This window comes from Falsihalocynthiibacter sp. CO-5D18, from assembly GCF_041205445.1.
Lineage (GTDB): Bacteria > Pseudomonadota > Alphaproteobacteria > Rhodobacterales > Rhodobacteraceae > Falsihalocynthiibacter > Falsihalocynthiibacter arcticus.
This window is the reverse complement of record NZ_JBGFCF010000013.1, coordinates 110,971-136,120: the sequence shown is the minus strand read 5'-3', so window position 1 is coordinate 136,120 and position 25,150 is coordinate 110,971. Positions and strand designations below refer to the sequence as shown.

23 protein-coding genes are annotated in these 25,150 nt (G+C 53.1%); 12 read left to right on the top strand and 11 right to left on the bottom strand.

Features of this window, described 5'->3' with window-relative positions:
- Nucleotides 1-11 precede the first annotated feature (11 nt).
- Together AB9F27_RS16640 and AB9F27_RS16635 are read right to left on the bottom strand one after the other, a co-directional pair.
- Entirely contained in the window at nucleotides 12-1,730 is a 1,719-nt protein-coding gene (locus tag AB9F27_RS16640; RefSeq protein WP_335585410.1) for a sensor histidine kinase, read from the bottom strand.
- The gene (locus AB9F27_RS16635) at nucleotides 1,730-2,431 is read right to left on the bottom strand and encodes a response regulator transcription factor (RefSeq protein ID WP_039000056.1); all 702 of its coding nucleotides are present in this window, start codon (nucleotides 2,429-2,431) and stop codon (nucleotides 1,730-1,732) included. The genes AB9F27_RS16640 and AB9F27_RS16635 overlap by 1 nt, the downstream gene beginning before the upstream one ends.
- A gap of 359 nt (nucleotides 2,432-2,790) precedes the next feature.
- On the opposite strand from AB9F27_RS16635, the gene AB9F27_RS16630 reads away from it, so the two are divergent.
- Nucleotides 2,791-4,389: a phosphoenolpyruvate carboxykinase gene (locus AB9F27_RS16630; protein WP_335585409.1), complete on the top strand. Its 1,599-nt coding sequence runs from the start codon at nucleotides 2,791-2,793 to the stop codon at nucleotides 4,387-4,389.
- Between the two features lie 58 nt (nucleotides 4,390-4,447).
- On the opposite strand, the gene AB9F27_RS16625 is transcribed toward AB9F27_RS16630, so the two are convergent.
- On the bottom strand, nucleotides 4,448-5,218 hold the full coding sequence (locus tag AB9F27_RS16625) for a sulfite exporter TauE/SafE family protein (RefSeq protein ID WP_335585408.1): 771 nt from the start codon (nucleotides 5,216-5,218) through the stop codon (nucleotides 4,448-4,450).
- A 158-nt stretch (nucleotides 5,219-5,376) separates the two neighbouring features.
- Between AB9F27_RS16625 and AB9F27_RS16620 the strand changes: the two genes are divergently transcribed.
- Nucleotides 5,377-7,056, top strand: coding sequence for an acyl-CoA dehydrogenase family protein (locus AB9F27_RS16620; RefSeq protein WP_335585407.1), 1,680 nt, complete (start codon nucleotides 5,377-5,379; stop codon nucleotides 7,054-7,056).
- Here AB9F27_RS16620 and AB9F27_RS16615 read toward each other — a convergent pair.
- From AB9F27_RS16615 to AB9F27_RS16605, 3 genes are all read right to left on the bottom strand, one after another.
- Entirely contained in the window at nucleotides 7,053-7,460 is a 408-nt protein-coding gene (locus AB9F27_RS16615) for a DUF1801 domain-containing protein (protein ID WP_335585406.1), read from the bottom strand. The two genes, AB9F27_RS16620 and AB9F27_RS16615, sit on opposite strands and share 4 nt — an antisense overlap.
- Before the next feature lie 101 nt (nucleotides 7,461-7,561).
- A complete protein-coding gene (locus AB9F27_RS16610) occupies nucleotides 7,562-8,899 on the bottom strand; it encodes an ammonium transporter (protein WP_335585405.1) in 1,338 nt (445 codons plus the stop codon).
- A gap of 27 nt (nucleotides 8,900-8,926) precedes the next feature.
- The gene (locus AB9F27_RS16605; RefSeq protein WP_335585404.1) at nucleotides 8,927-9,265 is read right to left on the bottom strand and encodes a P-II family nitrogen regulator; all 339 of its coding nucleotides are present in this window, start codon (nucleotides 9,263-9,265) and stop codon (nucleotides 8,927-8,929) included.
- A 270-nt stretch (nucleotides 9,266-9,535) separates the two neighbouring features.
- Here AB9F27_RS16605 and AB9F27_RS16600 point away from each other — a divergent pair, with 270 nt between their 5' ends.
- Entirely contained in the window at nucleotides 9,536-11,686 is a 2,151-nt protein-coding gene (locus AB9F27_RS16600; RefSeq protein ID WP_335585403.1) for a transglycosylase domain-containing protein, read from the top strand.
- On the opposite strand, the gene AB9F27_RS16595 is transcribed toward AB9F27_RS16600, so the two are convergent.
- Together AB9F27_RS16595 and AB9F27_RS16590 are read right to left on the bottom strand one after the other, a co-directional pair.
- Nucleotides 11,683-12,288, bottom strand: a complete 606-nt coding sequence (locus tag AB9F27_RS16595) for an ABC transporter substrate-binding protein (protein ID WP_335585402.1) — start codon at nucleotides 12,286-12,288, stop codon at nucleotides 11,683-11,685. The two genes, AB9F27_RS16600 and AB9F27_RS16595, sit on opposite strands and share 4 nt — an antisense overlap.
- A 9-nt stretch (nucleotides 12,289-12,297) precedes the next feature.
- Nucleotides 12,298-13,119, bottom strand: a complete 822-nt coding sequence (locus AB9F27_RS16590) for a VacJ family lipoprotein (protein ID WP_369757948.1) — start codon at nucleotides 13,117-13,119, stop codon at nucleotides 12,298-12,300.
- Between the two features lie 162 nt (nucleotides 13,120-13,281).
- On the opposite strand from AB9F27_RS16590, the gene AB9F27_RS16585 reads away from it, so the two are divergent.
- The 7 genes from AB9F27_RS16585 (at nucleotide 13,282) to rsmD (ending at nucleotide 20,821) form a co-directional block, all read left to right on the top strand.
- Nucleotides 13,282-15,018, top strand: a complete 1,737-nt coding sequence (locus AB9F27_RS16585; protein WP_335585400.1) for a type I secretion system permease/ATPase — start codon at nucleotides 13,282-13,284, stop codon at nucleotides 15,016-15,018.
- Nucleotides 15,015-16,325: an HlyD family type I secretion periplasmic adaptor subunit gene (locus AB9F27_RS16580; RefSeq protein ID WP_335585399.1), complete on the top strand. Its 1,311-nt coding sequence runs from the start codon at nucleotides 15,015-15,017 to the stop codon at nucleotides 16,323-16,325. The genes AB9F27_RS16585 and AB9F27_RS16580 overlap by 4 nt, the downstream gene beginning before the upstream one ends.
- Nucleotides 16,326-16,391: 66 nt before the next feature.
- Nucleotides 16,392-16,856 (top strand): RidA family protein, encoded by a 465-nt coding sequence (locus AB9F27_RS16575; protein WP_335585398.1) that lies wholly within the window; start codon nucleotides 16,392-16,394, stop codon nucleotides 16,854-16,856.
- Entirely contained in the window at nucleotides 16,853-17,623 is a 771-nt protein-coding gene (locus AB9F27_RS16570; RefSeq protein ID WP_335585397.1) for a glycerophosphodiester phosphodiesterase family protein, read from the top strand. Before AB9F27_RS16575 ends, AB9F27_RS16570 begins: the two co-directional genes overlap by 4 nt.
- A gap of 56 nt (nucleotides 17,624-17,679) precedes the next feature.
- Nucleotides 17,680-18,855 (top strand): GNAT family N-acetyltransferase, encoded by a 1,176-nt coding sequence (locus AB9F27_RS16565; RefSeq protein ID WP_335585396.1) that lies wholly within the window; start codon nucleotides 17,680-17,682, stop codon nucleotides 18,853-18,855.
- Between the two features lie 200 nt (nucleotides 18,856-19,055).
- On the top strand, nucleotides 19,056-20,264 hold the full coding sequence (locus tag AB9F27_RS16560) for an FAD-dependent oxidoreductase (RefSeq protein WP_335585395.1): 1,209 nt from the start codon (nucleotides 19,056-19,058) through the stop codon (nucleotides 20,262-20,264).
- On the top strand, nucleotides 20,261-20,821 hold the full coding sequence (gene rsmD, locus AB9F27_RS16555) for a 16S rRNA (guanine(966)-N(2))-methyltransferase RsmD (RefSeq protein ID WP_335585394.1): 561 nt from the start codon (nucleotides 20,261-20,263) through the stop codon (nucleotides 20,819-20,821). Before AB9F27_RS16560 ends, rsmD begins: the two co-directional genes overlap by 4 nt.
- Before the next feature lie 40 nt (nucleotides 20,822-20,861).
- Here rsmD and AB9F27_RS16550 read toward each other — a convergent pair whose 3' ends face one another.
- From AB9F27_RS16550 to sfsA, 3 genes are all read right to left on the bottom strand, one after another.
- Nucleotides 20,862-21,911, bottom strand: coding sequence for a TRAP transporter substrate-binding protein (locus tag AB9F27_RS16550; RefSeq protein WP_335585393.1), 1,050 nt, complete (start codon nucleotides 21,909-21,911; stop codon nucleotides 20,862-20,864).
- Nucleotides 21,912-22,077: 166 nt separating this feature from the next.
- Nucleotides 22,078-22,887, bottom strand: coding sequence for a type I methionyl aminopeptidase (map, locus tag AB9F27_RS16545; protein ID WP_335585392.1), 810 nt, complete (start codon nucleotides 22,885-22,887; stop codon nucleotides 22,078-22,080).
- Nucleotides 22,888-22,954: 67 nt separating this feature from the next.
- On the bottom strand, nucleotides 22,955-23,662 hold the full coding sequence (gene sfsA, locus AB9F27_RS16540; RefSeq protein ID WP_335585391.1) for a DNA/RNA nuclease SfsA: 708 nt from the start codon (nucleotides 23,660-23,662) through the stop codon (nucleotides 22,955-22,957).
- 45 nt (nucleotides 23,663-23,707) lie between these two features.
- Between sfsA and AB9F27_RS16535 the strand changes: the two genes are divergently transcribed.
- A complete protein-coding gene (locus tag AB9F27_RS16535) occupies nucleotides 23,708-24,430 on the top strand; it encodes a molybdopterin-binding protein (RefSeq protein WP_335585390.1) in 723 nt (240 codons plus the stop codon).
- Entirely contained in the window at nucleotides 24,427-25,146 is a 720-nt protein-coding gene (locus tag AB9F27_RS16530; protein WP_335585389.1) for a GNAT family N-acetyltransferase, read from the top strand. Before AB9F27_RS16535 ends, AB9F27_RS16530 begins: the two co-directional genes overlap by 4 nt.
- Nucleotides 25,147-25,150 lie beyond the last annotated feature (4 nt).

Below are 25,150 nucleotides of genomic sequence, written 5' to 3'. Positions count from 1 at the left end.
CAATTGATGGCTCAAACAGGGAGCCCAACCACAAAACGCGCGCCCAAGGGGTCGGAGGTGATATCAGCATCTGTCGGGCGAATGTTTTCCGCCCAAATCACGCCGCCATGGGCTTCGACGATTTGCTTGGAAATTGCCAAGCCTAGACCGGAATTATTGCCGAATTGCCCAGCGGGGCGTTCAGAATAAAAGCGTTGAAAGATTTTGTATAATGCTTGGTCAGGAATCCCTGGGCCAGTGTCCTCAATTACTATAAGCACGCGATTTTCCCGTTTTCGCGCCCAAACTCGAATTGCGTCCCCGTCTTCGCAAAACGAGATCGCATTGGTAATGAGATTAACGAAAACTTGTGCCAAACGCGCCTCAAGACCGTGAATATGGATCGGATCAGCAGGCAAGTCGGAAATGAACTCAACCCCCTTGGATTTCGCATCGCCACCAAGGTAATCGTTGATGTTGCCAAGCATTTTCAACAGATCAAACTGTTCTTCTTCTTCTCGGACAAGCTCGCTGTCGAGCCGAGAAGCGTTTGAAATGTCACTGACAAGACGATCCAAGCGACGCACATCATGGTCGATAACATCGAGGAGTTTGTCCCGCTGATCTTCGCGTTTTGCGACACGTAAAGTACCGACGGCAGATCGAAGGGAAGCCAAAGGATTCTTGATCTCATGCGCGACATCAGCCGCAAATTGTTCGTTGCCCTCAATGCGATCATATAGGGCGGTCACCATCCCTCGAAGCGCACCGGAAAGACGCCCGATTTCATCTGGCCGAGCGGTTAGGTCAGGGATGCGCACACGGTTCGGACTCATTTTACGCGCATTTTTGTCGCGCCCAAGTTCGGCGGCCGCCGCCAAATCCGAAAGTGGATTGGCGATGGTTGAAGCAAGCACAAGACTTAACCCAACTGAGACGAGGATAGCGATTACAAACATTTGCAGCACCTGCTCCCGTTCACTTCGAACAAGAAAATCGATTTCGCCCTCAGCACTCGTCACGGCGACTGAACCCAAATTCTCCCCACCAACAAGGATCGGAGTTACCACGGTAAACACTGCACGACCTTGGGAATCCAATCCGGTGTTCACGTGGGTTGAGCCATCCGAAGTCTTCTGTACAAATTCGACGGGAGGCTCAACAGTTGAACCAAAACCATCGCTTGCGGGTTCCGAGGTAAATACTCCGGAAACACCTTCCCACATAGAATTCAAGAAGTCGGTAATAAGCGTACTACGAGTGTTCTGAACCAAACCGCTTACCGGTGGTATGCCCGAGCGCTCGATCCCAATCGTAGAGGCTACGAGCTTTCCTTCAGGATCGTAAACATATGCGTCGACGCCCGAAGGAAGCGACAGTTTTGCAAGATTTGCAAAAACAGATGCCTCATTGGGAAGGGTCTCTGCATCCCAAAAATGCGCTTCGAGTACGTCCGCGACCAGTTGTGTCTCAATGACAAGACCCCGTTCGCGTTGCAACACAAGGCTGTCACGGAACGGATTGAGATACAAAACACCCGCCACCAAAATGACGAGGGCCAATAAATTGAACGTGATAATTTTGCGCGCAAGTGGCGAACGGTTGAGGGAAATAAACCCGCGTTGCTCGCGCCTTTTGCGCAGCTCGCTTTCCACGCCACTGCTCGGTCCATCCCAGTCTTCACCGAGAACAACATTCGCTTCTTTTTGCATTTTTGTATCGCGCACATTCTTACCCAAAGTTGGGGGCATCAATCTTCGTTGTATCGATAGCCGATACCATAAAGCGTCTCAATTGCCGAAAAATCATCATCTGCGGTCCGCATCTTTTTACGAAGCCGTTTGATGTGACTGTCGATCGTGCGGTCGTCGACGTAAACTTGATCGTCATAGGCGACATCCATCAACTGATCACGACTTTTCACAAAACCAGGACGTTGGGCCAAAGCTTGCAGTAACAAGAATTCGGTCACAGTTAGGGAAACATCATTCCCTTTCCAACGCACGGAATGCCGCAATGGGTCCATCCGTAAATCACCGCGTTCGATAACTTTGGTTTCTTCGGTTTCGGCAATCTCTACACCGTTCATTGCTTCTTGCCTACGCAGGAGAGCGCGAATGCGTTCAACCAGCAAACGTTGGGAAAACGGCTTCTTTACGTAGTCATCCGCCCCCATGCGCAGCCCAAGAACTTCATCAATCTCATCATCTTTGGATGTGAGAAAAATAACCGGCATTGCGGTTTTTTGGCGCAGACGTTGGAGCAAGTCCATTCCATCCATGCGCGGCATTTTAATATCCAAAACAGCCATATCCGGCAGACTCTTGTTAAAAGCGTCTAGTGCGGATTGACCGTCATTATATGTTTCTACTTCGAAACCCTCTGCCTCAAGGGTCATAGCTACTGACGTCAGGATGTTCCTGTCGTCGTCGACCAAAGCGATCTTCGACATGGAGGTCTTCCTTTATATAGTTTTTTTATGCTCAATTTTTTATCCACTCTGGGTGTTCCACTTTGACGAATCAACTCTTAACTGCGAATCACCCTACGTTCTTGAATTAGAATGTGCCCCAAAAGGCATAAAACTTTGCAAACACGGCTGGATTTTTCAATCCAAGCGCCCCGTTAGCGCTAAACGGTAACGCTAAACCCAAAATGTTAGCGCAAACTGCGCGCCCCTGACCGCTTTTCAAACCGATCTTCCGTGCTACAATTGCCTATCAGCCGGGCCCGCGGCTGGTGCGCAGAATTGGCCCTTTGCGCTTTGGAAGAGATTGCGCGCTGCTAGGACACGGCGCGAGGAGCTACATTATGACACACGGTCGTGTGAACCCAACCTGCAACCTTGAGACACAAGGCATAAAGGGGCTGGGAAATGTCTATTATAACGATCTGGAACCTGCCCTCATCGAGACCGCTCTTAAGCGCGACGAGGGTACATTAGGCCAAGGCGGCACGCTTTTGGTCACCACTGGCAAACATACTGGTCGCTCGCCCAAAGATAAATTTGTGGTGCAAAGTGACTCTGTAAAAGGCGGAATTTGGTGGGAAAACAACGCCCCCATGCAGGAAGATAAATTCGACATCCTTTATGCAGACATGCTCGAGCATATGAAAGGTCGCGACTATTTCGTCCAAGACCTTTATGCGGGCGCCGATGCAAGTCAGCGCCTTGATGTACGCATGGTCACAGAGCTTGCATGGCACGCCCTTTTCATTCGCCATATGTTGCGTCGCCCTGATCGCGATGAATTGGAGGATTTCCTTCCCGAGTTTACCGTTATTAATTGCCCGACATTCAAAGCCGACCCCAAGCGCCACGGATGTCGTTCCGAGACCGTTATTGCCATGAATTTCGACCAGAAACTCATCCTTATTGGTGGGTCTGAATACGCCGGTGAAAATAAGAAATCCGTCTTCTCACTTCTCAACTACTTACTACCGGCAAAGGGTATCATGCCGATGCATTGCTCGGCCAACCACGCCCCGGGAAACCCTGTCGACACAGCCATTTTCTTTGGCCTCTCAGGCACTGGGAAAACGACCCTTTCTGCCGACCCCTCCCGTACCTTGATTGGCGATGATGAGCATGGCTGGTCAGATCGTGGAACGTTCAATTTTGAGGGAGGCTGTTACGCGAAGACCATCAATCTTAGTGCCGATGCCGAGCCTGAAATCTATGAGACCACGCGGACCTTTGGCACCGTAATCGAAAACATGGTTTTTGATCCCGAGACCAAAGAACTTGACTTCAAGGATGATAGTCTGACGGCCAATATGCGGTGCGCCTACCCGCTTCACTACATTTCGAACGCGTCCAAAAGCGCGCTTGGCGGGCATCCCAAAAACATCATCATGTTGACCTGCGATGCCTTTGGCGTTCTTCCACCGATCAGCCGTTTAACCCCCGCGCAAGCGATGTATCATTTCCTTTCCGGCTTCACCTCCAAAGTGGCGGGTACCGAACGGGGTGTGACCGAACCTGAGCCTACATTCTCAACTTGTTTTGGCGCCCCCTTCATGCCACGCCGTCCTGAGATTTACGGCAACCTCCTGCGCGAAAAAATTGCGAAACACGGAGCGACATGTTGGTTGGTGAACACGGGTTGGACGGGCGGTGCCTATGGGACTGGTTCCAGAATGCCCATCAAGGCCACGCGGACACTTTTGACAGCGGCGCTCGACGGCTCCCTTGAGAAAGCGCGCTTCCGCAAGGATGAAAACTTCGGCTTCGACGTGCCGGTTTCCGTGGACGGTGTTGCAGACATCCTGCTTGATCCTCGACGGACTTGGGGCGATTCCGAAGCCTATGATTTACAGGCCGCAAAGCTTGTCTCAATGTTTTCGGACAATTTCACACAGTACCTAGACTATATTGACGATGATGTTCGCTCTGCGGCAATCGGCTAGTCGTCAGTAGAACTTGTAAAACGCCCCCTCTAAATAGTGGGGCGTTTTGCGCGGTGGCCTAGCCAAACACCCCACGACGAATAAGATTGAGACCCGCAATCGCCAAAACGATCAGCGTCGCCTTCTTGAATTTCGCTTGATCGAGTCGATCTTGAACTCGCATCCCCAAGAGCATTCCCAACAGGGCGGGTGCCAACATAAGCGCAGAAAACGACCCCGTACTTACGGTAAAGACGCCCGACTTAATATGGGCGAGTAAAAGAACCACCGCGCCCGCCCCATAGATGACGCCTTGAACGCGGATTTGCTCTTTTTTTTCGGTTCCAATGGCCGTCAGATAGGCCACAGTGGGCGGCCCCCAAATCCCAGATAGCCCGCCGGTAAAGCCAGCTACACATCCAATGATGACCTCTGCGCGCTTGCGATGCTCCTTCTTGATAGACAGATGCCAACCCAAAATTTGCGTAATCGAAAACAGCAAAACCGGAATGCCGATCATCAAGAACATCGCGTTTTGAGGCATGAGCGTAACAAGTTGCGCACTCCCCATAATGCAGACCAAAACGATCCCCAAATACAGCCGGAATCGCCACGCACTTTGCAATGCTTCATGGAGACCCTGTCGCAATGCTTGTGCAGCATTCGTCATGACCGTGGGCAAAATCAGCGCTGCAAGTGCAGCCTCGGCGCTCAAGACAGAAGCCAACCCCGAAATCATAATCATCGGCATCGCAAACCCAATAGCGCCTTTCACAAAACCCGCAATAACCGTTATTAAACAGGCCATTAGAAGCACCAAAAGGGGAATGTCTGTAAGTATATTTTCCAAGAATGTCTCCAATTTCGTGCCCGTTATACAGGGAATACTCGGAGAACATCACAAATTCGACAAAGTTCTTTTAAGTCAATTTTACCGCGTTAAACGAATTTTTCTTGCGCTGCAGTTGCGAAAGGATTATTCATATCAACGAACTTAAGGAGAGCCCAATGCCAAAAGATGGACTAGATATGCGCAAATCCCAATCGTCGCCCATCCTGCCGGACCTCCTAATCTGCTGCGCCCAGAGTTTGCCGCCCCTAGAAGCATTGCTTGAGGAGGCCAAGGCACACCTCCTTCAAAAGGTGCAAGCCGATGGCCGCGTCGACGCCGCACTACTCGAAACCCATCAGCACCAAGCCCACGTCTTCGCATGGTTTGCGACCTATCAGGCGGCCCTCACTCGGATGCTGGCGTGGGCACAATCCCTCGCGGATAGCGGCACTTTTACGGAAATGGAACAACTGATCCTTCAGATCAGTTTTGGCGAATACCTCTGTCAACTTTCAGGCGGTATCCCGATGAGCCAAGGGGAGATGGCCCGCTTGCAGGACCTTGAAATCTCGCCTGACGCTCTGCGCGTGACGGCGGTGGAATCGCTTATGGCCCTAGGCAATTCTACCACCGCGCGCACCAGACTTGTTACCCTTATGCAAGACAACACCGGCCACGCCACGTTTGGTGCTACGGGTCTAGACGAAGACCTTGAGATGATCCGTGATCAGTTCCGCCGTTTCGCCAACGAACGCGTTACTCCCTTTGCCCACGGCTGGCACCTCAAGGATGAATTAATCCCGCTTGAGATCCTCAACGAAATGGCCGAGATGGGCGTTTTTGGACTGACCATTCCCGAAGAATACGGTGGGCTTGGGCTATCCAAGGCAAGTATGTGTGTGGTCAGCGAAGAGCTTTCTCGCGGCTACATCGGTGTTGGTAGCCTGGGTACCCGCAGCGAAATTGCAGCGGAATTGATCCTATGTGGTGGAACCGAGGAGCAAAAACAGTATTGGCTCCCCAAAATCGCCAGCGCAGAAATCCTGCCAACCGCCGTTTTCACCGAACCGAACACAGGCAGCGATCTTGGCTCCTTACGGACACGCGCTGTGAAAGATGGCGAAAGCTATACCGTGACGGGCAACAAAACGTGGATAACCCACGCCGCCCGAACCCACGTGATGACCCTCTTGGCGCGGACCGACACCTCAAGCGATGACCACAAGGGGCTCTCCATGTTCTTGGCTGAGAAACTTTCGGGTACGAACGACGTACCTTTCCCTACGCAGGGGATGAGTGGCAGTGAAATCGAGGTGCTGGGCTATCGCGGCATGAAGGAATACGAACTGGCATTTGATGGGTTCAAAGTTGATGCCAAAAACCTTCTGGGTGGCGTAGAGGGCAAAGGGTTTAAGCAGTTGATGCAAACCTTTGAGAGCGCACGCATTCAAACGGCCGCACGCGCAATCGGCGTTGCCCAGAATGCGTTGGAAGTCGGGATGCAATACGCCATCGACCGCAAGCAATTCGGCAAAAGCATCATCCATTTCCCGCGTGTATCGGGCAAGTTGGCGGTGATGGCCGTCGAGATCATGATCGCACGGCAACTTTCCTATTTCGCGGCGAGTGAGAAAGATAATGAGCGCCGCTGCGACCTTGAGGCTGGCATGGCGAAACTCCTTGGAGCGCGGGTCGCTTGGGCGGCGGCGGATAATGCCCTGCAAATCCACGGCGGCAACGGCTTTGCACTTGAGTATCAAATCAGCCGCATATTGTGCGACGCCCGCATCCTAAACATCTTCGAGGGCGCGGCAGAAATTCAAGCGCAGGTGATTGCGCGACGCCTTTTAAACTAGAGCTTATATGTCAAAGCGCGATTGATCAGCAGCGTGATTTTCTCGATTTCGATGCCTTCCTTGCTGTCAAACAACACCGCGCGATTACCGTCGAATTCAAAGTCACCAGAAAAAAGCGTTCGAAATTCACTGATCACAGTCGTTTGACAATGGACGAATAAAGCAAAGCCCCCCGCCTTTGGGACACCCAGCCTAATTGGGGTGCCAACATTTTTGGCAATCGGTAAATACGAAGGCTGCCCCCATTTGAGGGTTTCCGAAACGCCGCCGACCCGCTCATCCCTATCGGCGATTTCAAAGATGATGGAGCGCAGGAGAAGTGTGCCGTCCCGCGCAGGCCTTGGAAATCCGGCAAAAACAGCCGCAACAGCTTTGTCGGAAATGGTTGGATCGATCTGCGTCATGCCACACTTTGCAGCCATTCAAGAGCCGGAACAACAAGTAAAAACGGAAAAGCTCGGGCCATGACAGCCCGAGCGCGTTTCTTGAAATTTCTCAGATGTAGTTAGCCTTTAGAGAACTCGGGATAGGCTTCCATACCAAGCTCCGCCACATCAAGACCTGTGATCTCTGCTTCTGCACTCACTCGGATACCAACGGTGTGTTTCAGGAGGAGCCAGAGGGCGCCAGAAGTTACGACTGTGAACCCACCTACAACTACGATGGAGTAAAGCTGTGTGCCCAAAGACGCGTCGCTGTTTGTGAAGACAACCGCGATTGTGCCCCAGATACCAGCCATAAGGTGAACTGGGATCGCACCAACAACATCGTCGATTTTGAGTTTGTCGAGCATTGGTACTGCGAAGACAACAATCAATCCACCGATAGCACCGATAAGCGTTGCTTCACCAATTGTTGGCGTCAGCGGCTCTGCTGTGATGGAAACCAGACCAGCAAGTGCGCCGTTAAGGATCATTGTAAGGTCTGGCTTTTTATAGAGAGCTTGAGTGAGCAAGAGGGCTGTGATCAAACCACCTGCCGCCGCCGCGTTTGTGTTTGCAAAGATCCGCGAGATATCAGCGACGTCGCCAACCGAACCCATTGCGAGTTGCGAAGCACCGTTGAAGCCAAACCAACCCATCCAAAGGATGAACGTACCCAAAGTAGCGAGCGTAAGGTTGGAACCCATCATTGGGATGACTCGACCGTCTTTGTATTTACCCAAACGTGGACCAAGAACAAGTGCGCCAGTCAAAGCTGCCCAGCCACCAACGGAGTGCACAACTGTGGAGCCCGCGAAGTCAAGGAAGCCAGCCGCATCAAGGAAACCGCCGCCCCATTTCCAAGACGCTTGGATTGGGTAGATGATTGCCGTTAGAACAATTGTGAAAGCCAAGAAGGGCCAAAGTTTGATGCGCTCAGCAAGCGTACCAGAAACAATAGAGGCCGTCGCCGCACAGAACATCAACTGGAAGAAGAAGTCAGAGCCAGTGGACGCATAGGAGTAATCGTCTGCACCGTCAGCCGTCACTCCAACAACTTCAAGAACTGCCGGGCCAAACACACCGGAAAGAACACCGTCAACCGACCAATTGCCCAATGGGTACATAAGGTTGTAACCGATCAAGTAGTAGAAAATACAGGCCAGACCAAAGAGCGCCATGTTCTTTGTAAGCTGCATGGTAACGTTTTTGGAACGGACAAGACCGGCTTCGAGCATCGAGAACCCAGCGGCCATCCAGAAGACCAAGAAGCCACCGATGAGAAAGAGGAGCGAGTTGAGGATAAAGACGGAATCTGTTGGCACAGCAACCGCTACAACAGCTTCAGCGTCTTGGGCAAAACTGGCGAGGGGAAGCAAGGCTGCCGTCGCGCTCAGCGGGATTAATTTATTCAGTTTCATGTATAATTCCTTTGTCGAATCCAGCGCCTACAGCGCGTCTTCGTTGGTTTCGCCAGTCCGCACGCGCACCGCATGGGCTACGTCCAGAACAAAAATCTTGCCGTCGCCAATTTTGTCGGTTTTGGCGGTTTTTTGGATGGTTTCTACGACTTGGTCCGCCATGGCGGCCGAAACGACGATTTCCAATTTGACCTTCGGCACGAAATTCACCGCGTATTCTGCGCCACGGTAGATTTCGGTATGGCCGGATTGAGATCCGAACCCCTTAATTTCTGTAACCATCATGCCCCGAACACCGATGGCGGTGAGTGCTTCGCGCACCTCTTCGAGCTTGAACGGTTTGATTGCTGCGATAATGAGTTTCACGTCGTTCCCCTTACATTCTCAGGCGTTGAACATCTGTTCGGTGCCCGCGCTTCCATGAGGCTAAAAAACGCGCAGACTTGTTCGGATTCAAGGAAGCAAACCCTATAATGCGGGCCTCCGGCGACCGAAAGTGCACAAAAAATGCACAAATTGGGCGATTAGATTAAAATTTGAGCACACCAAAAAGAAGAATCAGTCACGAATAGTCCCGTTACAATTCGGTTCAGACCCTGTAAGTTGAGGAAAAATACGCCCTAAGACGAGTAGCAGATGACCGGAACAGGCCCAAAACGCCCCAAATTGGTGGCAGAGAAGCGCGCGAACGCTAAGAAGAGCAGCCCTAAGCGGGCGGTTCCTAAAACTGCGACGCGAAAAACGCGCTCCAAGCGGCGTGCTCGACCCGCGCCGAAGAGAAATCCGATCAGTCGGCTGTTTCGTTGGATCGTCCGGTTGTTCTGGGGAATTACGTGGCGCGTGGGGGCTGTCTGTACCATTCTCGTCGCGCTGGGTGTGTTGTTTTACGCGTCCACTTTGCCCGAGCTTGAAGAACTGGTTGATGGGCGGACACGCGGTTCGGTAACGCTTCTCGACACCAATGGCCAAGTCTTTGCATGGCGCGGTGATCAATTCGGCGGCATGGTCACCACCGAAACGGTGTCTCCACACCTCAAGAATGCCGTCACCGCGACCGAGGACAAACGCTTTTTCTGGCACTTTGGCGTTTCGCCACGCGGCATCGCGAGTGCTGTCAAAATCAACCTGTCCGAAGGGCGCTCGGCGCTCTCTGGGAATGGCGGGTCCACAATCACACAGCAAACCGCGAAACTGTTGTGTCTTGGAGTTCCACACGACACGAATAAAATGACCGAACGCGAGTATGAGTCCGATTGCCGTCGAGGATCGCTCGTTCGTAAAGCTAAAGAAGCGCTGTATGCGATGGCGCTTGAGGTAAAGTTCACCAAGAATGAAATCCTAACGATCTACCTGAACCGCGCCTTCCTCGGTGCGGGCGCTCGTGGATTTGAAGCTGCAAGCCAGCGCTATTTCAATCTGTCCGCCAACCAAATTTCGCCCGCGCAAGCGGCGATGCTGGCGGGTCTACTTAAGGCGCCCACGCGCTATGCGCCGACCAATGATCTTCAACGCAGCCAAGATCGCGCAGAGACCGTGGTGAAATTGATGGAAGAACAAGGTCTCCTAACCACTGCGCAAGCCAATGAAGCGCGTGCAAATCCCGCCACGCTTTCTGATGCAGCCAAGTCGCGTACGGGTGGGTATTTTGCCGATTGGGTTATGTCCGAAGGTCCGAGCTATCTAACTCGCGACACCACCGAAGATGTGATCATTCAATCAACGCTTGATCCGCGCGTCCAACGCGCTGCCGAACAAGCCATGCTGCATATTTTTGACACCAAAGTCCGCGATGGTTCCAAGGCCCAAGCCGCGATTGTGGTCATGTCGGCAGACGGAGCAGTACGGGCAATGGTTGGTGGCCGCGATGTTAAAGCAACAGGCGCCTTTAACCGCGCAACCCAAGCTTCGCGCCAAACAGGGTCCGCATTCAAACCCTTCGTTTATGCGGCCGCTTTGGACCTTGGATATTCCTACAACGACTATGTCAAAGACGAACCCCTAACGATCGATATCCCGGGCTCGGGCCCGTGGACGCCATCGAATTACGACCATAAGTTCAGCGGCACAGTTACCTTAACCGAAGCCTTAAGACGCTCCCTGAACATTCCTGCGGTTCGCATATCCGAAGGCGTAGGGCGCGAAAATGTACGCACCGTGGCCGAAATGTTTGGCATTCAAAGCGACCTTGCGGCGGGTCCCGCGCTGGCCCTTGGCGCGTCTGAGAGCACGCTACTTGAAATGACGGGTGCTTATGCTGGCATCCTTAATGGCGGCCGTAGCGTGACCCCCTACGGCCTTTCGGAACTGCGCCTTCAAGGCGACACGGAGCCGCTGATTGGTCAAGACGGTGGTATGGGCGAGCGGGTCATCACAACCAATGCTGCCGAGCAACTCACCTATATGATGTATCAAGTGATCGAATCCGGAAGTGGCCGTCGTGCCAAACTTGACGGCCGTCAAGCCGCAGGGAAAACGGGCACAACACAGGCCGCGCGCGACGCGTGGTTTATCGGATTTACGGCGGATTATGTTACCGGTGTTTGGCTTGGCTATGACGACAATACGCCGCTAACGGGTGTCACGGGAAGCGGACTTCCCGCTGAAATCTGGCACGATGCTATGGTCCGCATTAACGAGGGGGTCCCGATTTCTCCCCTGCCGATGATCGATGGACAAGCGCCCAGCGCCTATGTCGACCCGAATGCGCCCCAACGTGCCAATCCCCAGCCCAAGGGAACCAATCCGATCGAGAACCTGCTCCTGCAGATTTTTGGCGGCGGGAACTAGCTGAGTTTCTTCAACTGCGCGATTGCCTTATTAAGATCGCCATTGTTGGCGTCAATGATCGAGCCGATTTCGGAGCGCTCGGTTAGGAGCATATTGATGCCCTCGATGAACATGTTGAAAAACCTGTGTTTGCCCGATTTATCGGAGATCAGGAATTTGATTTCAAACGGCGCTTCGCCGCGCATAAACGCGGTCGTTTTAACTTCGACAAAGCTTTTCACGGTTTCGGCGCTATCGACTTCAATTCGACCCCCAATAAATTGGTGGAACTGGCTGCCGTATTTACGCGCGATGTAAGTTTCAAAAGCGCCCGTAAACGCCTTTATTTGGGCGGGTGAGGCCCTGCGCGCATCCGACCCCAAAGCATAGCGTGCGATAGCGGGCACATCCGCATAGTCCGCGAAAATACGCTGAAAATCTTTGTACATCGACCGTTCAGGCTTCCCCGTGGCGATCACAGCGTTGATATCATCCACCAGTTTGATAACGAGCGTTTTAGATGCATCCACCGAAAGCGCAAAAGTCATGGGGGCCGTCGATAGCCAAAGCCCAGAGGCAACGAGGCCTCCCAAAATGCTGCGTCGTGTAACCTGATGTGTCATAACTGCCTCTTATTCAGTATCGCAGGACCCTGTAGATGCAGAAGGGTCCGCGTAGGGATCTGCATATGGGTCCTCATATGGGTCTGCATAGCCATTTGTGCAACCATCCGCACTTGGAGCGACTTCTTGCCCAAGTTCATAGCGACGGTTCTGAAGGTACATCATACGTGTCTGAACATAACTGTCCGCGCTCTCATTGAAAAGCTGATCCACGGAACCTGAATAACGGAAACGCTTATCAAGCTTCGCACCCAACAATGCCAGAAGGCCAACGGCGGCATAGCGCCCACCATCATAATAGAACATTGGATTAGTCGCCAAATCAACAACGCCACCGACGGCGTCACGTTGGGTCGTTGGACCCAAAAACGGCGCTTCAAGATATGCCCCTTCACCGACCCCCCATACTGCCAATGTGTCGCCAAACCCTGTGCTGTCCTCGTAAATACCCATGTCGGATGCGACATCAAACAAGCCAGCAAGGCCAAAGGTCGTATTCACCAAGAGGCGCGTTGAATTTTGCGCGGCCCCCGCCAAGTTAAACTGAAGAAGGTTGTTTCCAACCATCGGATACAGCGCGAGATAATCTGAAAAATTCGTCACCGTGGTCCGCAAAAACTCTGGGGTCTTTCCATAAGCCTGCGCGACAGGCCCAATCATCCCCTGATCCGACTGTTTGGTGTTTTCGTGGCGTGCACGATTTGATTTTTCGTAAGGGTCGTAAATTTCGCCCGTGCGCTCTGGGTGCGCACAGGAGGACAATAACGACACGCTTAACAAACAAATAATTAAGCTACACTTGGCGCGGATACGAAATTCTGGCAAAAACACGACACTTCTCAACGAGTTATTTGTACTTTTGGGTCACACAATGATGTTATCGACAAAGCCCAACCCAAACAGACCGACCGATTATCTTTTGAAGCTTTTTGGGTACAACGCAGCCTACGAAATTGCAACCGCAACTCCTATTAAACGAGACATTTACACCTAATGCAAAAACAATTCACTGATCTGGGTCGCGAAGAACTCAATGCGGCACAGCGCCAGAACCGCCCCCTAATCTGGGCGATGATTCTGTTTAGCATCTTTGTGAATTTGTTAATGCTGACGGGGCCGTTGTTTATGCTCCAAATTTACGACCGCGTCCTTTCTAGTCGTTCTGTTGAAACGCTGATCGCACTCTCGATATTGGCAACGTTCCTTTATTTTTGCATGGGCGTTTTGGATTTCACGCGTGGGCGGATTATGGCGCGTGCAGGGGCTCGTTTTCAGGCCAGTTTAAACAAGCGGGTTTTTTCCGCCGTTTTACGCGCCAACACGGTGCCGCAATTGCAAAAGAACGCCAATACAGCGCTGCAAGATGTCGATGCCGTGCAATCCTTCATTTCCTCCCCCATTTTCATTGCCTTCGTTGACTTGCCGTGGACGCCGCTCTTTATCGCGACAATTTTTCTCTTCCACCCGTGGCTTGGCATCCTCGCGGTCACGGGGGGGGCATTCCTGATGGTCGTGGCTTTTTTCAACCAAATTTCCACAAAAGCGCCTGTTCTCTCGGCTGGCCTCGCCGCCCGCAGAGCCGACTTGCAAGCCCAAGAGATTCGGTTCGAAGCGGAAACCATTCAAAGCTTGGGAATGCGCGAGGCCGCCTTTGAGCGTTGGCGCTCAACGCGTGAAAGTGCTTTGGAATTTACGCTCACCGCCTCTGATCGCGTGGGCGGTTTTTCAACGACCACCAAGACTTTCCGCCAGTTCCTTCAATCTGCCATGCTTGCGCTTGGGGCGTATCTCGTCCTTCAAAACGAGCTGTCCGCCGGCGCAATGATCGCAGGGTCGATCCTTCTTGGACGCGCGCTTCAACCCGTTGAGCAAGCAATTGGCGGCTGGGCCTATGTTGTGCGGGCCAAACAAGGGTGGCGATCATTGTCCGAACTTCTAAGCGCCATCCCCCCCGAAGAGCCGCGCACAACACTTCCCCCGCCCAGCGCAAAACTCGACGTACAACAGGTCACCGTCGTTCCCCCCGGCGACAGTCAGGCCGCCCTTAGAATGGTGAGCTTTTCCCTGCCCGCAGGTACGGCTCTCGGGGTGATTGGATCGTCGGGTTCGGGCAAGTCAACGCTCGCGCGCGCCTTAACGGGGGTTTGGCGTCTTGCTGGGGGAACCATCCGGTTGGATAACGCCTCCCTTGAGCAATACGATCCAGACGTTCTTGGAAAATATATCGGCTATCTCCCCCAGAAGGTTCAACTCTTTGAGGGCACCGTTGCCCAGAATATTGGCAGGCTTTCCCAAGATATCAACGATGATAAGGTTGTTGCTGCAGCGAAAAAAGCCGCCGCCCACGAAATGATCCTGACGCTCCCACAGGGATACGACACGCAGGTGTCCGGAGCGGGTGGCCGCCTGTCAGGAGGGCAAATTCAGCGTATCGGCTTGGCGCGTGCCTTTTATGATGATCCCGTCTTGTTGGTGCTCGACGAGCCCAATTCAAACCTCGACAACGTCGGCTCCGAGGCCCTAAACCATGCCATTCGTGCCGCCAAATCTGCGGGCAATTCGGTCATCATAATGGCGCATCGCCCCGCCGCCATTCGGGAATGCGACTTGCTTCTTATTATGGAGAACGGATCGGTCAAAGCATTCGGACCAAAGAACGAAATTCTTCAACAGAACGTCACAAACCACAACCAAATTAGCCAGGATCAAGGCGCGGGGGGAGTTACATGAGCGCGCAAATGGCCATGAAGTATGGTGCCAAAAGGTATGTTGCCCTCGGGTTCGTGACCATCTTAATTCTCGTCATTGGCTTTGGTTATTGGGGGGCCACGACTAGCATTTCGGGCGCGATCATCGCCCAAGGGCAAATCGAGGTCGACAACTCACGACAGGTTGTGCAGCATTTGGACGGCGGCGTCGTACAATCCATACTTGTGGACGAAGGGGACGTTGTAGAAGCCAATCAACCTCTTATTATTCTTGATCCAGCCCGCACCCTCTCTGAGCTTTCTATCACGCAATCGCAACTCTATGAGGTATCCGCTCGTCGCGCACGACTTCAAGCGGAGCGCGACAAGGCTTCCGAGATAAAATTCGACGACTCCCTCCTCGCGATCGCAAAGGTCCGACCTGAGGTTGAGGACGTCTTGTCCGGTCAATCCCGCCTTTTTGTAGCACGCGCGGAAACCCAAACGAGTGAAGTTGAACAGCTTGGAAAGCAGCGCGAACAGATCGCCAACCAAGTGGAAGGAATCCAAGCCCAACAAGCCGCGCTCGTGACGCAACTTGAGCTCATTGTGCAAGAGTTGGACGCGCAGCAAACCCTTCAAGATCGCGGTCTTGCTACGGCTTCGCGGGTCTTAGCCCTCCTGCGGGAGCAAGCTAGGTTGCGCGGACTTGTGGGCGAATTGACGTCCAGCGCGGCGCAATCGCAAGGACGCATGGCGGGCATTGATCTTGCAATTCTCAAAATTCGAACCGACCGCCGCGAAGAAACGATTAGCCTGCTCCGCGATCTGCAACTGCGGGAACTGGAACTGCGCGAAAACGAATCCTCCCTCAAAGAGCGCCTCAGCAATTTGGACATTCGCGCGCCCGTCAGCGGCGTCGTTCTTTCCCTTCAGGTGTTTGCCGAACGCGCCGTTATTCGGCCCGCAGACCCACTTTTGTATATCGTGCCTCAAGATCGCCCGCTGGTCATTTCTGCGCGGATCAATCCGATCCACGTGGATCAGGTTTACGTGGGCCAAGAGACCGTTTTGCGTTTTTCGGCACTCGATACGCGCGACACACCCGAACTCTTGGGCACAATGACCCACCTCTCGCCGGATGCCCTCGTTGATCAACAAACAGGACTTGCTTATTATGTAAGCGAAGTTGTCCTCAACCCAGGTGAGCAAGAAAAACTCCCTAACGGAAGCCGATTGATCCCCGGAATGCCCGTCGAGACCTATTTCCGGATCGGGGATCGTTCACCACTCACATTCTTGGTGAAGCCGTTTGCAGATTATTTCAACAAGGCTTTTCGCGAGGAGTAATCGCCCCTTTTCACTGCTTCATTTCCCCGCTACCGTCCCTATGGAACCGTTTCAAAGGACAGACGCATGAATGGGATTTTCGAAAGTAATTTGGCCAAAATTGGTGTGACATTGCCTGATGCGCCAGCACCAGCCGCGAACTATGTGCCGTCTGTGCGCACTGGGAATACAGTGTATGTCTCGGGTCAAATTTCGATGAAGGACGGCGCACTTGCCGTCGGGAAACTGGGCGATACTATCTCAATCGAAGAAGGGGCCGCCTGCGCGCGCAGTTGCGCCATTTCGCTTCTTTCTCAAGTGAAAGCAGCCTGCGATGGGGACTTGGATCGTTTGGTTCGCGTTGTAAAACTGGTTGGTTTCGTAAATTCCACACCCGACTTCGATCAACAGCCCGCCGTTATCAACGGGGCATCCGACTTCATGGTCGAAGCGCTCGGCGATGCAGGGCGACACGCACGATCCGCTGTTTCCGCAGCCTCCCTTCCCTTTGGCGTTGTTGTTGAAATCGAAGGTATTTTCGAAATCAAATGAGACAAATTCCGCGCCTCCCCCAATCTTTTCTTGATCGACCACTCGCCCATCGGGGCCTTCATGATGCTTCGGCACTACGCCCCGAAAATAGTCGCGCCGCGTTTCTCGCTGCAATTGAAGGCGGCTATGGGATTGAGTTGGACGTTCAACTTTCCAAAGACGGGCAAGCCATGGTTTTCCATGACTACAACATGACTCGACTGACGGGCGTGCACGGCCCGATTCAAATGCGCGAGTCCGGCGACCTCGTTCAAATCGAGTTGCTCCACGGTGAAACTCAGACGATCCCGATGCTCTCGGAGACCCTCGCGTTGGTCGCTGGACGCGTCCCTCTTCTTGTGGAAATCAAAGACCAAGACGGCGCGATGGGGCCAAATGTGGGCGCATTGGAAAACGCGGTGGCCCAATGCGCCGTTTCCTACAATGGGCCGATTGCTTTTATGTCATTCAATCCATATTCGGTAGAAGTCATCGCAAACTTACTTCCCGATCATCCCCGCGGATTGACAACATGCCTTATGGACGACAGAAGTTCGCTGCACGTCCCACAGGATCGGCGCGATGAGCTTGCCGCCATCCAAGATTTTGACCGCACAAAAAGCAGCTTCATTAGTCATGATCACAATAGCCTTTCAATTCCCCGCGTGCAGGAGTTGAAATCGCTTGGTGTACCTGTTCTGTGCTGGACGATCACGTCGAACGCCAGTGAGGCCGCTGCCCGTCAAGTTGCTGACAACGTGACATTCGAACAATACCTGCCCTCTTGACCGACACAAGCGAACGGGCACTCTCTTTCGGCCCAATCCCAGTATCCTGAGGACCTATGAGCGCGCAAATTGAAGTCCAAATCCATCCGACACTTTCGGATATTTCCGCATCCGACTGGGACGCTTGCGCCTGTCCAGAGGCAGTGAACGGGGCGCGCCCCTTTGATCCCTTCACAACCTACCGTTTTCTCAAAGCGCTAGAAGACAGTGGATCCGTTGGCGGAACGAGTGGTTGGCACGGACGCTACCTGACGGTCCATAAAAACGGTCAAATGATTGCGGCCTCCCCGCTTTACGTAAAATCCCACAGTCAGGGAGAGTATATTTTTGACTTCAACTGGGCTCAAGCCTTCGAGAATGCGGGGGGAAATTACTACCCCAAACTACAGATGGCCGTCCCGTTCACGCCAGCAACTGGACGCCGTTTTTTAACTCTACCTGGATTTGAAGCCGAAGGCAGCAGCGCCCTTCTTCAAGGTGCCGTTCAACTCGCTGCGGAAAACAAACTATCATCTTTACACATCACATTTTGTACCGAGGACGAAGCCGAGACTGGCGCGCAGATGGGTTTGCTGCGCCGTGTAAGCCAACAATTCCACTGGCTGAATAATGGATACTCAGACTTCGACGCTTTTCTCGCAAGTTTGGCAGCACGTAAACGCAAAAATATTCGCCGCGAACGCGCAACCGCACAGGGGTTTGGCGGCACAATTATTCAACTCTCCGGTGACGAAATTCAACCCGATCACTGGAACGCCTTCTGGCAATTTTACCAAGACACCGGTGCGCGAAAATGGGGTACTCCCTACCTGACAAGGGCGTTTTTCGACATTGCGCAAGAGACACTGCGCGACGACATATTACTGGTTCTTGCACTCAAAGACTGGAGGCCAATCGCGGGCGCCCTCAATATGATCGGCGCAGAAACGCTCTACGGGCGATATTGGGGATGCATCGAAGACCACCCCGCTCTCCATTTCGAACTTTGCTATTATCAGGCAATTGATTTTGCGATTGAACACGGATTGAAGCGAGTCGAAGCTGGCGCACAAGGAGAACATAAATTGGCCCGAGGGTATTTACCCGTTCAAACCCACTCCCTTCATTGGATTGCAGACGAGGGTTTCAACCATGCCGTATCTCAGTTTTTGGACGCTGAAGCAAAAGCCGTTGGCAGGGAAATTGAAGTTCTAACCGAATATGGCCCCTTCAAGACCATCCCTCAAGTGTGAACGCAACATGGATTACGATTTTTGAACTATGAGAAAATGGGGGTTGTTCCGCTTCTATCCAAGCCTCCTTCTTTAAGGACCTTAGCGGGAATTTTCTCGTTTAAATATGATGTAAACGAGGGTTTGCGGGCGGTGATGTTTGCAACTCCTCTCATCGCACACTATCTTTCCCAAAAATTATACTCTGAGAGGCGCGTCCCATGTCGCATTTTATCGTTGTTGGCGCTGGCCAAGCAGGCGCATCCCTTGTTGCCAAGCTGCGTAACGATGGCTTTCAGGGCGACATCACCCTGATCGGAAGCGAAGCCGAAATACCCTACCAGCGTCCCCCTCTATCAAAGGCCTATTTACTCGGCGAAATGGCAAGGGAGCGCCTCCATTTACGCCCCGAAAGCTTTTATCACGACCTGAAGGTAACCTTGCGTTTAGGCGCACCTGTTGACGCAATTGACGCCATATCCAAAACAGTCACGGTTGCAGGAGAAACGCTGTCCTATGACAAGCTGGCCATCACAACGGGTTCTTCTCCACGCGTTTTGCCCGCTGCAATCGGTGGCCAACTTAGGAAGGTTTTTCGCGTTCGCAGCCTTGCCGATGTCGACGCAATGGCACCCCATTTTCGCAAGGACGCGCGCTTATTGATCGTCGGAGGGGGGTATATCGGCCTTGAGGCAGCAGCAGTCGCGGCCAAAAGTGGTGTCGACACCACTTTGATCGAGTCGGCAGATCGCATTCTTCGGCGCGTAGCCGCCCCTGAAACCTCCAACTATTTCCGTGCTCTTCATGCGTCCCACGGCGTGAAAATTCGCGAAGGCTTGGGATTGGAGCGATTGTTGGGAACCACCGAAGTTACTGGGGCCGAATTTTCGAACGGCACCCAAGAAGCCTTTGATTTTGTTATCGTTGGCATAGGCGTAACTCCGGGCAATCTTCTTGCTGAATCGGCAGGTTTGGCGATTGAAAACGGAATCAAGACGGATTCGACGGGTCAAACTAGCGACCCGAATATTTGGGCTGCGGGGGACTGCGCCTCTCTGCCCTACAAGGGTGGGCGCATCCGACTAGAAAGCGTACCCAACGCTATTGATATGGCCGAAGTCGTCGCGCGAAACATGATGGGCGCTCAAGTTGAGTATGTGCCGAAAATCTGGTTTTGGAGCGATCAGTACAATGTTAAACTCCAGATCGCTGGGCTAAACACAGGGTATGATCGAGTGATTGTGCGCCAAGGTGAAACGGAAAATTCCCAGAGCCATTGGTACTATCAAAACGGCACGCTTTTGGCCGTTGATGCGATGAATGACCCCCGTGCCTATATGATCGGAAAACGCCTAATTGAGGCTGGGAGGACACCAAACCCTGCGGCAATTTCTGATCTCTCGACCAACCTTAAGGCGTTGCTATCATGAGAATAATCGCAGGCATACACCGTGGAACAAAGCTGACGGACGTCGGCATCGGCGATGACGCGGCACATCTTCGCCCCACGTCCGACCGTGTACGCGAGAGCCTGTTTAATGTTCTCAACGGGGGGGCGTTTGGCCGCCCGATCGAGGGTGCACGCGTTTTGGATCTTTTCGCAGGGACTGGTGCGTTAGGCCTAGAAGCCCTCAGTCGGGGTGCCGAACATGTTACGTTTGTTGACAATGGCCGAATTGCAAAAAAGCTGGTCCGCGAGAACATCAAAATCCTACATCGCGAAGCTGACTCGAGCGTTTTGACCTGTGCCGCCAACGGGCTTCCTGCGGCGCAAAAGCCCTGTCATTTGATATTTCTCGATCCCCCCTATGGTCAAGACTTAGGGGCTCCTGCGCTTGAAAACGCACTTAAAATGGGATGGATCGACCCAAAGGCGCTGATCGTTTGGGAAGAGGATCAGCCAGCAGCCGCGCCCCGTGGTTTTTCTCGTCGCGACACCCGCCGCTATGGTAATACGCATGTCACGTTTCTGGAGCCTATTGCTTGAAAAGGCCGCCCAAATCCATGGGCGACCCTCACTTCATTCGTTACTCCAAAGGCGCAGCGGTGCCTTCAGTTAACTGAACCGCAGCGCGCGCATCAGAGATAAGCGCCTCTCCGTCGAGACCTTTTTGCGAAACTTCTTCAATCCACTCAGCGACCACCTCTTCACCCAGCGCCTTCATCAATTCGGTCTGCTCTTGGTTGATCTCGGCGATTTCGTTGCCCGCATCAATCATGACCTGCTTGCCTTCGATGTCACCCGTGTCGTGCGCACGCCCTGCCAAAGCGGAAGTTTCAAAGCCAGAGTTCGCGTCGATCACGGCTTTTAGGTCGTCGGGCAACCCTTCATATACGTCCTTATTCATCGCCCAGATGAAAAAGAGGCTGTACAGGGATTTGTCGCCCGCCACATCGGTGTGGCTATCTGTCAATTCGTCGAGCTTCAACGAGGGCGCCATTTCCCACGTGATAACCCCGCCATCAACCACACCTTTTGAGAGCGCTTCTGGGAAGGCTGGAACGGCCATGCCGATCGGATTCGCCCCTAATTTACTTAAAAGAAGCGTTGCAGGACGCGAAGGTCCGCGTAATTTTACACCGTCGAAATCGGCGATTTCCGCAATTCCTGGACCCTTTTTATGCACCACTCCGGGGCCATGCATATGCGCAGCTATTACCTTCACATCTGCGAAATCATCCATCAGGTGCTTTTGAGTAAAAATCCAAGCGGCCTTACTGGCTTCTTCACCCTTTTTGGTGACCATGAACGGCATTTCCATGGCTTCAGCTTCGGGGAAACGCCCGGGTTGATATCCCGGAATGACCCAACCACCATCCACAACCCCGTCACGAATGAGGTCGTATTGCGAAGGCGCTTTGCCTCCAAGTTGCATCAGGGGGTAGATTTCCACTTTAATGCGACCGTCCGAATCGCGTTCGACTTTATCGGCCCAAGGCTGCATAAAGTAAGTTGGGTTCGCAGATTTCGGGGAAACGAAATGCTGAAAGCGAAGGGTAACCTCTTGGGCAAACGCGCTTTGAGCAGCAGTTGCAACAAGGGCAGTGAGGGCGGCGGATTTGAGAGTGATTTTCATCGCGCAGCCTCCTTTTCGTCTAGAGGTAAGTGAACCACCCTCCTTTTGAAGCGTGGTGAGACTTGTTACCTCCCCTTTCGGCCAATTGCAAATCATTCGCAACTAGACCGATTGGTCAAAAATTTGTGCCCCGTCAAAAACGATGCGGTAGGACGCTCAGATCCCGCTACACCCAAGTTGGATGGTAAAGGTTCCGGGGCGAAAGAGTGAATATTTCGGCCCCTGTTTCGGTTACGCCAATAGAATGCTCAAACTGCGCGGACAATGATTTATCGCGCGTAACCGCCGTCCAATCATCCGCGAGAACTTTGGTTTCTGGACGCCCCAAATTCACCATCGGCTCAATCGTAAAGAACATTCCGGCCTCGAGCACGGCTGCTGTACCTGGCTTGCCATAATGCAAAACATTGGGTGGCGCATGAAAAACACGCCCCAATCCGTGGCCGCAAAAATCGCGGACAACGGACATTCTGTTGCTCTCAACATACTTTTGAATCGCGTGGCCGATATCACCAAAGGTATTCCCCGGCTTGACAGCTTCGATTCCCACCATCAGCGCGTCATGCGTCACTTGAATCAGGCGTTCAGTTTTTTTGGAGCGTTTGCCCGCAACATACATCCGGCTCGTATCTCCAAACCAGCCATCAACAATGACTGTGACATCGATGTTTAAAATATCGCCATCCTGAACCACTTTTGGACCCGGAATTCCGTGACAAACTACGTGGTTAACCGAGATACAACTGGCATGCTTATAGCCTTTGTAGCCAATGGTCGCCGACTTCGCGCCCGCTTGATTTACGTGTTCTGTAATGAGGTCATCAAGCGCACCCGTCGTCACTCCCGGCACAACATGTTCGGCAACTGCATCCAAAATTTCGGCCGCAAGTTTCCCTGCCGCATGCATTCCTGCAAAATCAGCCGTTTCGTAAATTCGAATTCCGTCTTTTGTCAGACGACCGCGCGCTTCGTTCAAAACTTATCTCCAAAACTAGTGTGATCTCTAAATAGGCGAGACTAAGCAAAAGGGCTAGAGCTTTGGCCTATTTTCTTGGATCGAACGGGATCTGTCCCGACAATTCGATTCTTTCAGGTGATATTTCGCAACCATACGCCAGAAACTCGACGCCCGCGCTACGAGCAAGATCATAGGCTTCCCCGTATTTGCGATCCAAGTCCCGCGCTACATCAATGTGGGTCGCGCCCGTTCGCTGCACCAAGAACAGCAGCACAGCCCGATGCCCTTCGGCCACCATTTGCGCCAGCTCGGCAAGGTGTCTTGCGCCACGCGCTGTCACGCTATCGGGAAATTCCACAATAGGTGCCTCGCGCATTAGAGTCGCGGACTTGACTTCAAGATAACAATCTGGCGCTTCGCCTGTGAGCAGAAAATCGACCCGCGATCCCGTGCCATATTTTACTTCCGAGCGGATATTTCCATACCCCAATAGCGGCGCAATTTTCTTGGCCAGCAACGCTTCCGCGACGATCCGATTTGCCCGACCCGTGTCAATTCCAGTGAAGTTTCCGTCACTATGCTCGACTAATCGCCACCCATATTTTAACTTCTTTTTACGGTCGTCGTTCGGCTCCAACCAAATCCGCATCCCCACCTCCGCCAAGCCCATCATCGAACCCGGATTCGGACAATGCGCGACCACCTCGCGCCCATCGGCGAGGCGCACATCCGCTAGAAATCGTTTGTAGCGACGGATCAAAACGGCGGGTATAAGTGGGGTATCAAAGCGCATATTGCTGGCCTATACCTTGCGCCACCAACGATCAAGGAGTGCGAGATGCCCAACCCAACCGCTGCAATGCTCGTCATTGGCGATGAAATCCTGTCTGGCCGCACACGAGATGCCAATATGTACCACTTGGCGGGAGCTTTGACGGATTACGGCATCGACCTCAAAGAAGTACGCGTTGTGAGCGATGATGCCCCCGCGATTGTTGCCGCGGTCCGCGCCCTTGCCGCGCAATACACGCATTTGTTTACCTCTGGAGGCATCGGTCCGACCCACGACGATATCACCGCCGACTGCATTGCCGAAGCCTTCAGCCAAACCATCGACGTGCGAGCCGATGCCCGCAAGCTTCTCGCTGATCACTACGAAAAAACGGGCCGCGAACTAAACGAAGCGCGGTTGCGTATGACCCGCATCCCCGCGACCGCCACGCTGATTGACAATCCGGTTTCCATCGCCCCCGGATTTACCGTCGAAAATTGCCATGTCATGGCGGGTGTTCCCAGCGTTTTTCAAGCCATGGTACAAAGCGTTTTGCCACTGCTTTCTGGCGGCGAACCGATGTTAAGCCGCACCCTTCGGATCCAACGCGGTGAAGGGGATATCGCCGCCCCGCTTGGGGAACTAGCCAAGGAATTCAGCGATCTCTCCTTTGGGTCCTACCCGTTCCAAAACGATGGTATTTACGGTTCAAACGTTGTTATTCGCGGCCAAGACCCAATCCGCTTGGACACCGCATTTGCATCCCTGACCGCACTGTTCCCACAATGACCGTCGATTACTATGCCGTAGCCGAGGCCACTTGGCGGTCCGCGTCCAGCCAAACCCTTGGCGGGTTTGTTGTGCGAAATGGTGCGGGAGGAGGCAAGAGAGTAAGCGCGGCAACGCTCGATGCCCCCCTAGAGCACGCGGAAATTTCAGTCGCCCAAGCCGAGATGATTGCAATCCAACAATTGCCACTTTTTATGATCCGTGACGGTGAGAATGACCTAGATATTGCTCTCGGAGCCCTTGGATACACGGTGATTGACCCCGTCACCATTTATATGTCGGATGTTGAAAGCCTTAAGGAATCCTTGCCACGCCTCACTTGCTTCTCAATGTTCCCGCCCCTCGCGATCATGACCGAAATTTGGGCGGACGCGGGAATTGGCCCCGAACGCATCGCTGTAATGGAGCGCGTCACTACCCCCAAAACGACTCTCCTTGGGCGCGCAAACAACCACGCGGCCGGCGTTGCTTTTGTCGGAATCCACGAAAAAACCGCGATGTTACACTCGCTTGAGGTAAAACAATCCCTGCGTCGGCAAGGTGTCGCTCTCAACATAATGCGTGCTGCGGCCAATTGGGCCCAAGATCATGGGGCAGAACGACTGAGCATTATTGTTACCCAGGCAAACAAAGCTGGCAACGCACTCTATACTTCCCTTGGCATGAAGCCTGTGGGACACTACCACTACAGAATTCTGGCCCCAAAACGAGCGTAGTCAA

Coding starts and splice junctions, on each gene's coding strand:
- AB9F27_RS16600 (WP_335585403.1), top strand. CDS start 9,536: ATGACCGGAACAGGCCCAAAACGCCCCAAATTGGTGGCAGAGAAGCGC.
- AB9F27_RS16560 (WP_335585395.1), top strand. CDS start 19,056: ATGTCGCATTTTATCGTTGTTGGCGCTGGCCAAGCAGGCGCATCCCTT.
- AB9F27_RS16610 (WP_335585405.1), bottom strand. CDS start 8,899: ATGAAACTGAATAAATTAATCCCGCTGAGCGCGACGGCAGCCTTGCTT.
- AB9F27_RS16570 (WP_335585397.1), top strand. CDS start 16,853: ATGAGACAAATTCCGCGCCTCCCCCAATCTTTTCTTGATCGACCACTC.
- AB9F27_RS16550 (WP_335585393.1), bottom strand. CDS start 21,911: ATGAAAATCACTCTCAAATCCGCCGCCCTCACTGCCCTTGTTGCAACT.
- AB9F27_RS16575 (WP_335585398.1), top strand. CDS start 16,392: ATGAATGGGATTTTCGAAAGTAATTTGGCCAAAATTGGTGTGACATTG.
- AB9F27_RS16620 (WP_335585407.1), top strand. CDS start 5,377: ATGCCAAAAGATGGACTAGATATGCGCAAATCCCAATCGTCGCCCATC.
- AB9F27_RS16595 (WP_335585402.1), bottom strand. CDS start 12,288: ATGACACATCAGGTTACACGACGCAGCATTTTGGGAGGCCTCGTTGCC.
- AB9F27_RS16640 (WP_335585410.1), bottom strand. CDS start 1,730: ATGCCCCCAACTTTGGGTAAGAATGTGCGCGATACAAAAATGCAAAAA.
- sfsA (WP_335585391.1), bottom strand. CDS start 23,662: ATGCGCTTTGATACCCCACTTATACCCGCCGTTTTGATCCGTCGCTAC.
- AB9F27_RS16535 (WP_335585390.1), top strand. CDS start 23,708: ATGCCCAACCCAACCGCTGCAATGCTCGTCATTGGCGATGAAATCCTG.
- AB9F27_RS16630 (WP_335585409.1), top strand. CDS start 2,791: ATGACACACGGTCGTGTGAACCCAACCTGCAACCTTGAGACACAAGGC.
- AB9F27_RS16635 (WP_039000056.1), bottom strand. CDS start 2,431: ATGTCGAAGATCGCTTTGGTCGACGACGACAGGAACATCCTGACGTCA.
- rsmD (WP_335585394.1), top strand. CDS start 20,261: ATGAGAATAATCGCAGGCATACACCGTGGAACAAAGCTGACGGACGTC.
- AB9F27_RS16565 (WP_335585396.1), top strand. CDS start 17,680: ATGAGCGCGCAAATTGAAGTCCAAATCCATCCGACACTTTCGGATATT.
- AB9F27_RS16530 (WP_335585389.1), top strand. CDS start 24,427: ATGACCGTCGATTACTATGCCGTAGCCGAGGCCACTTGGCGGTCCGCG.
- AB9F27_RS16580 (WP_335585399.1), top strand. CDS start 15,015: ATGAGCGCGCAAATGGCCATGAAGTATGGTGCCAAAAGGTATGTTGCC.
- AB9F27_RS16615 (WP_335585406.1), bottom strand. CDS start 7,460: ATGACGCAGATCGATCCAACCATTTCCGACAAAGCTGTTGCGGCTGTT.
- AB9F27_RS16585 (WP_335585400.1), top strand. CDS start 13,282: ATGCAAAAACAATTCACTGATCTGGGTCGCGAAGAACTCAATGCGGCA.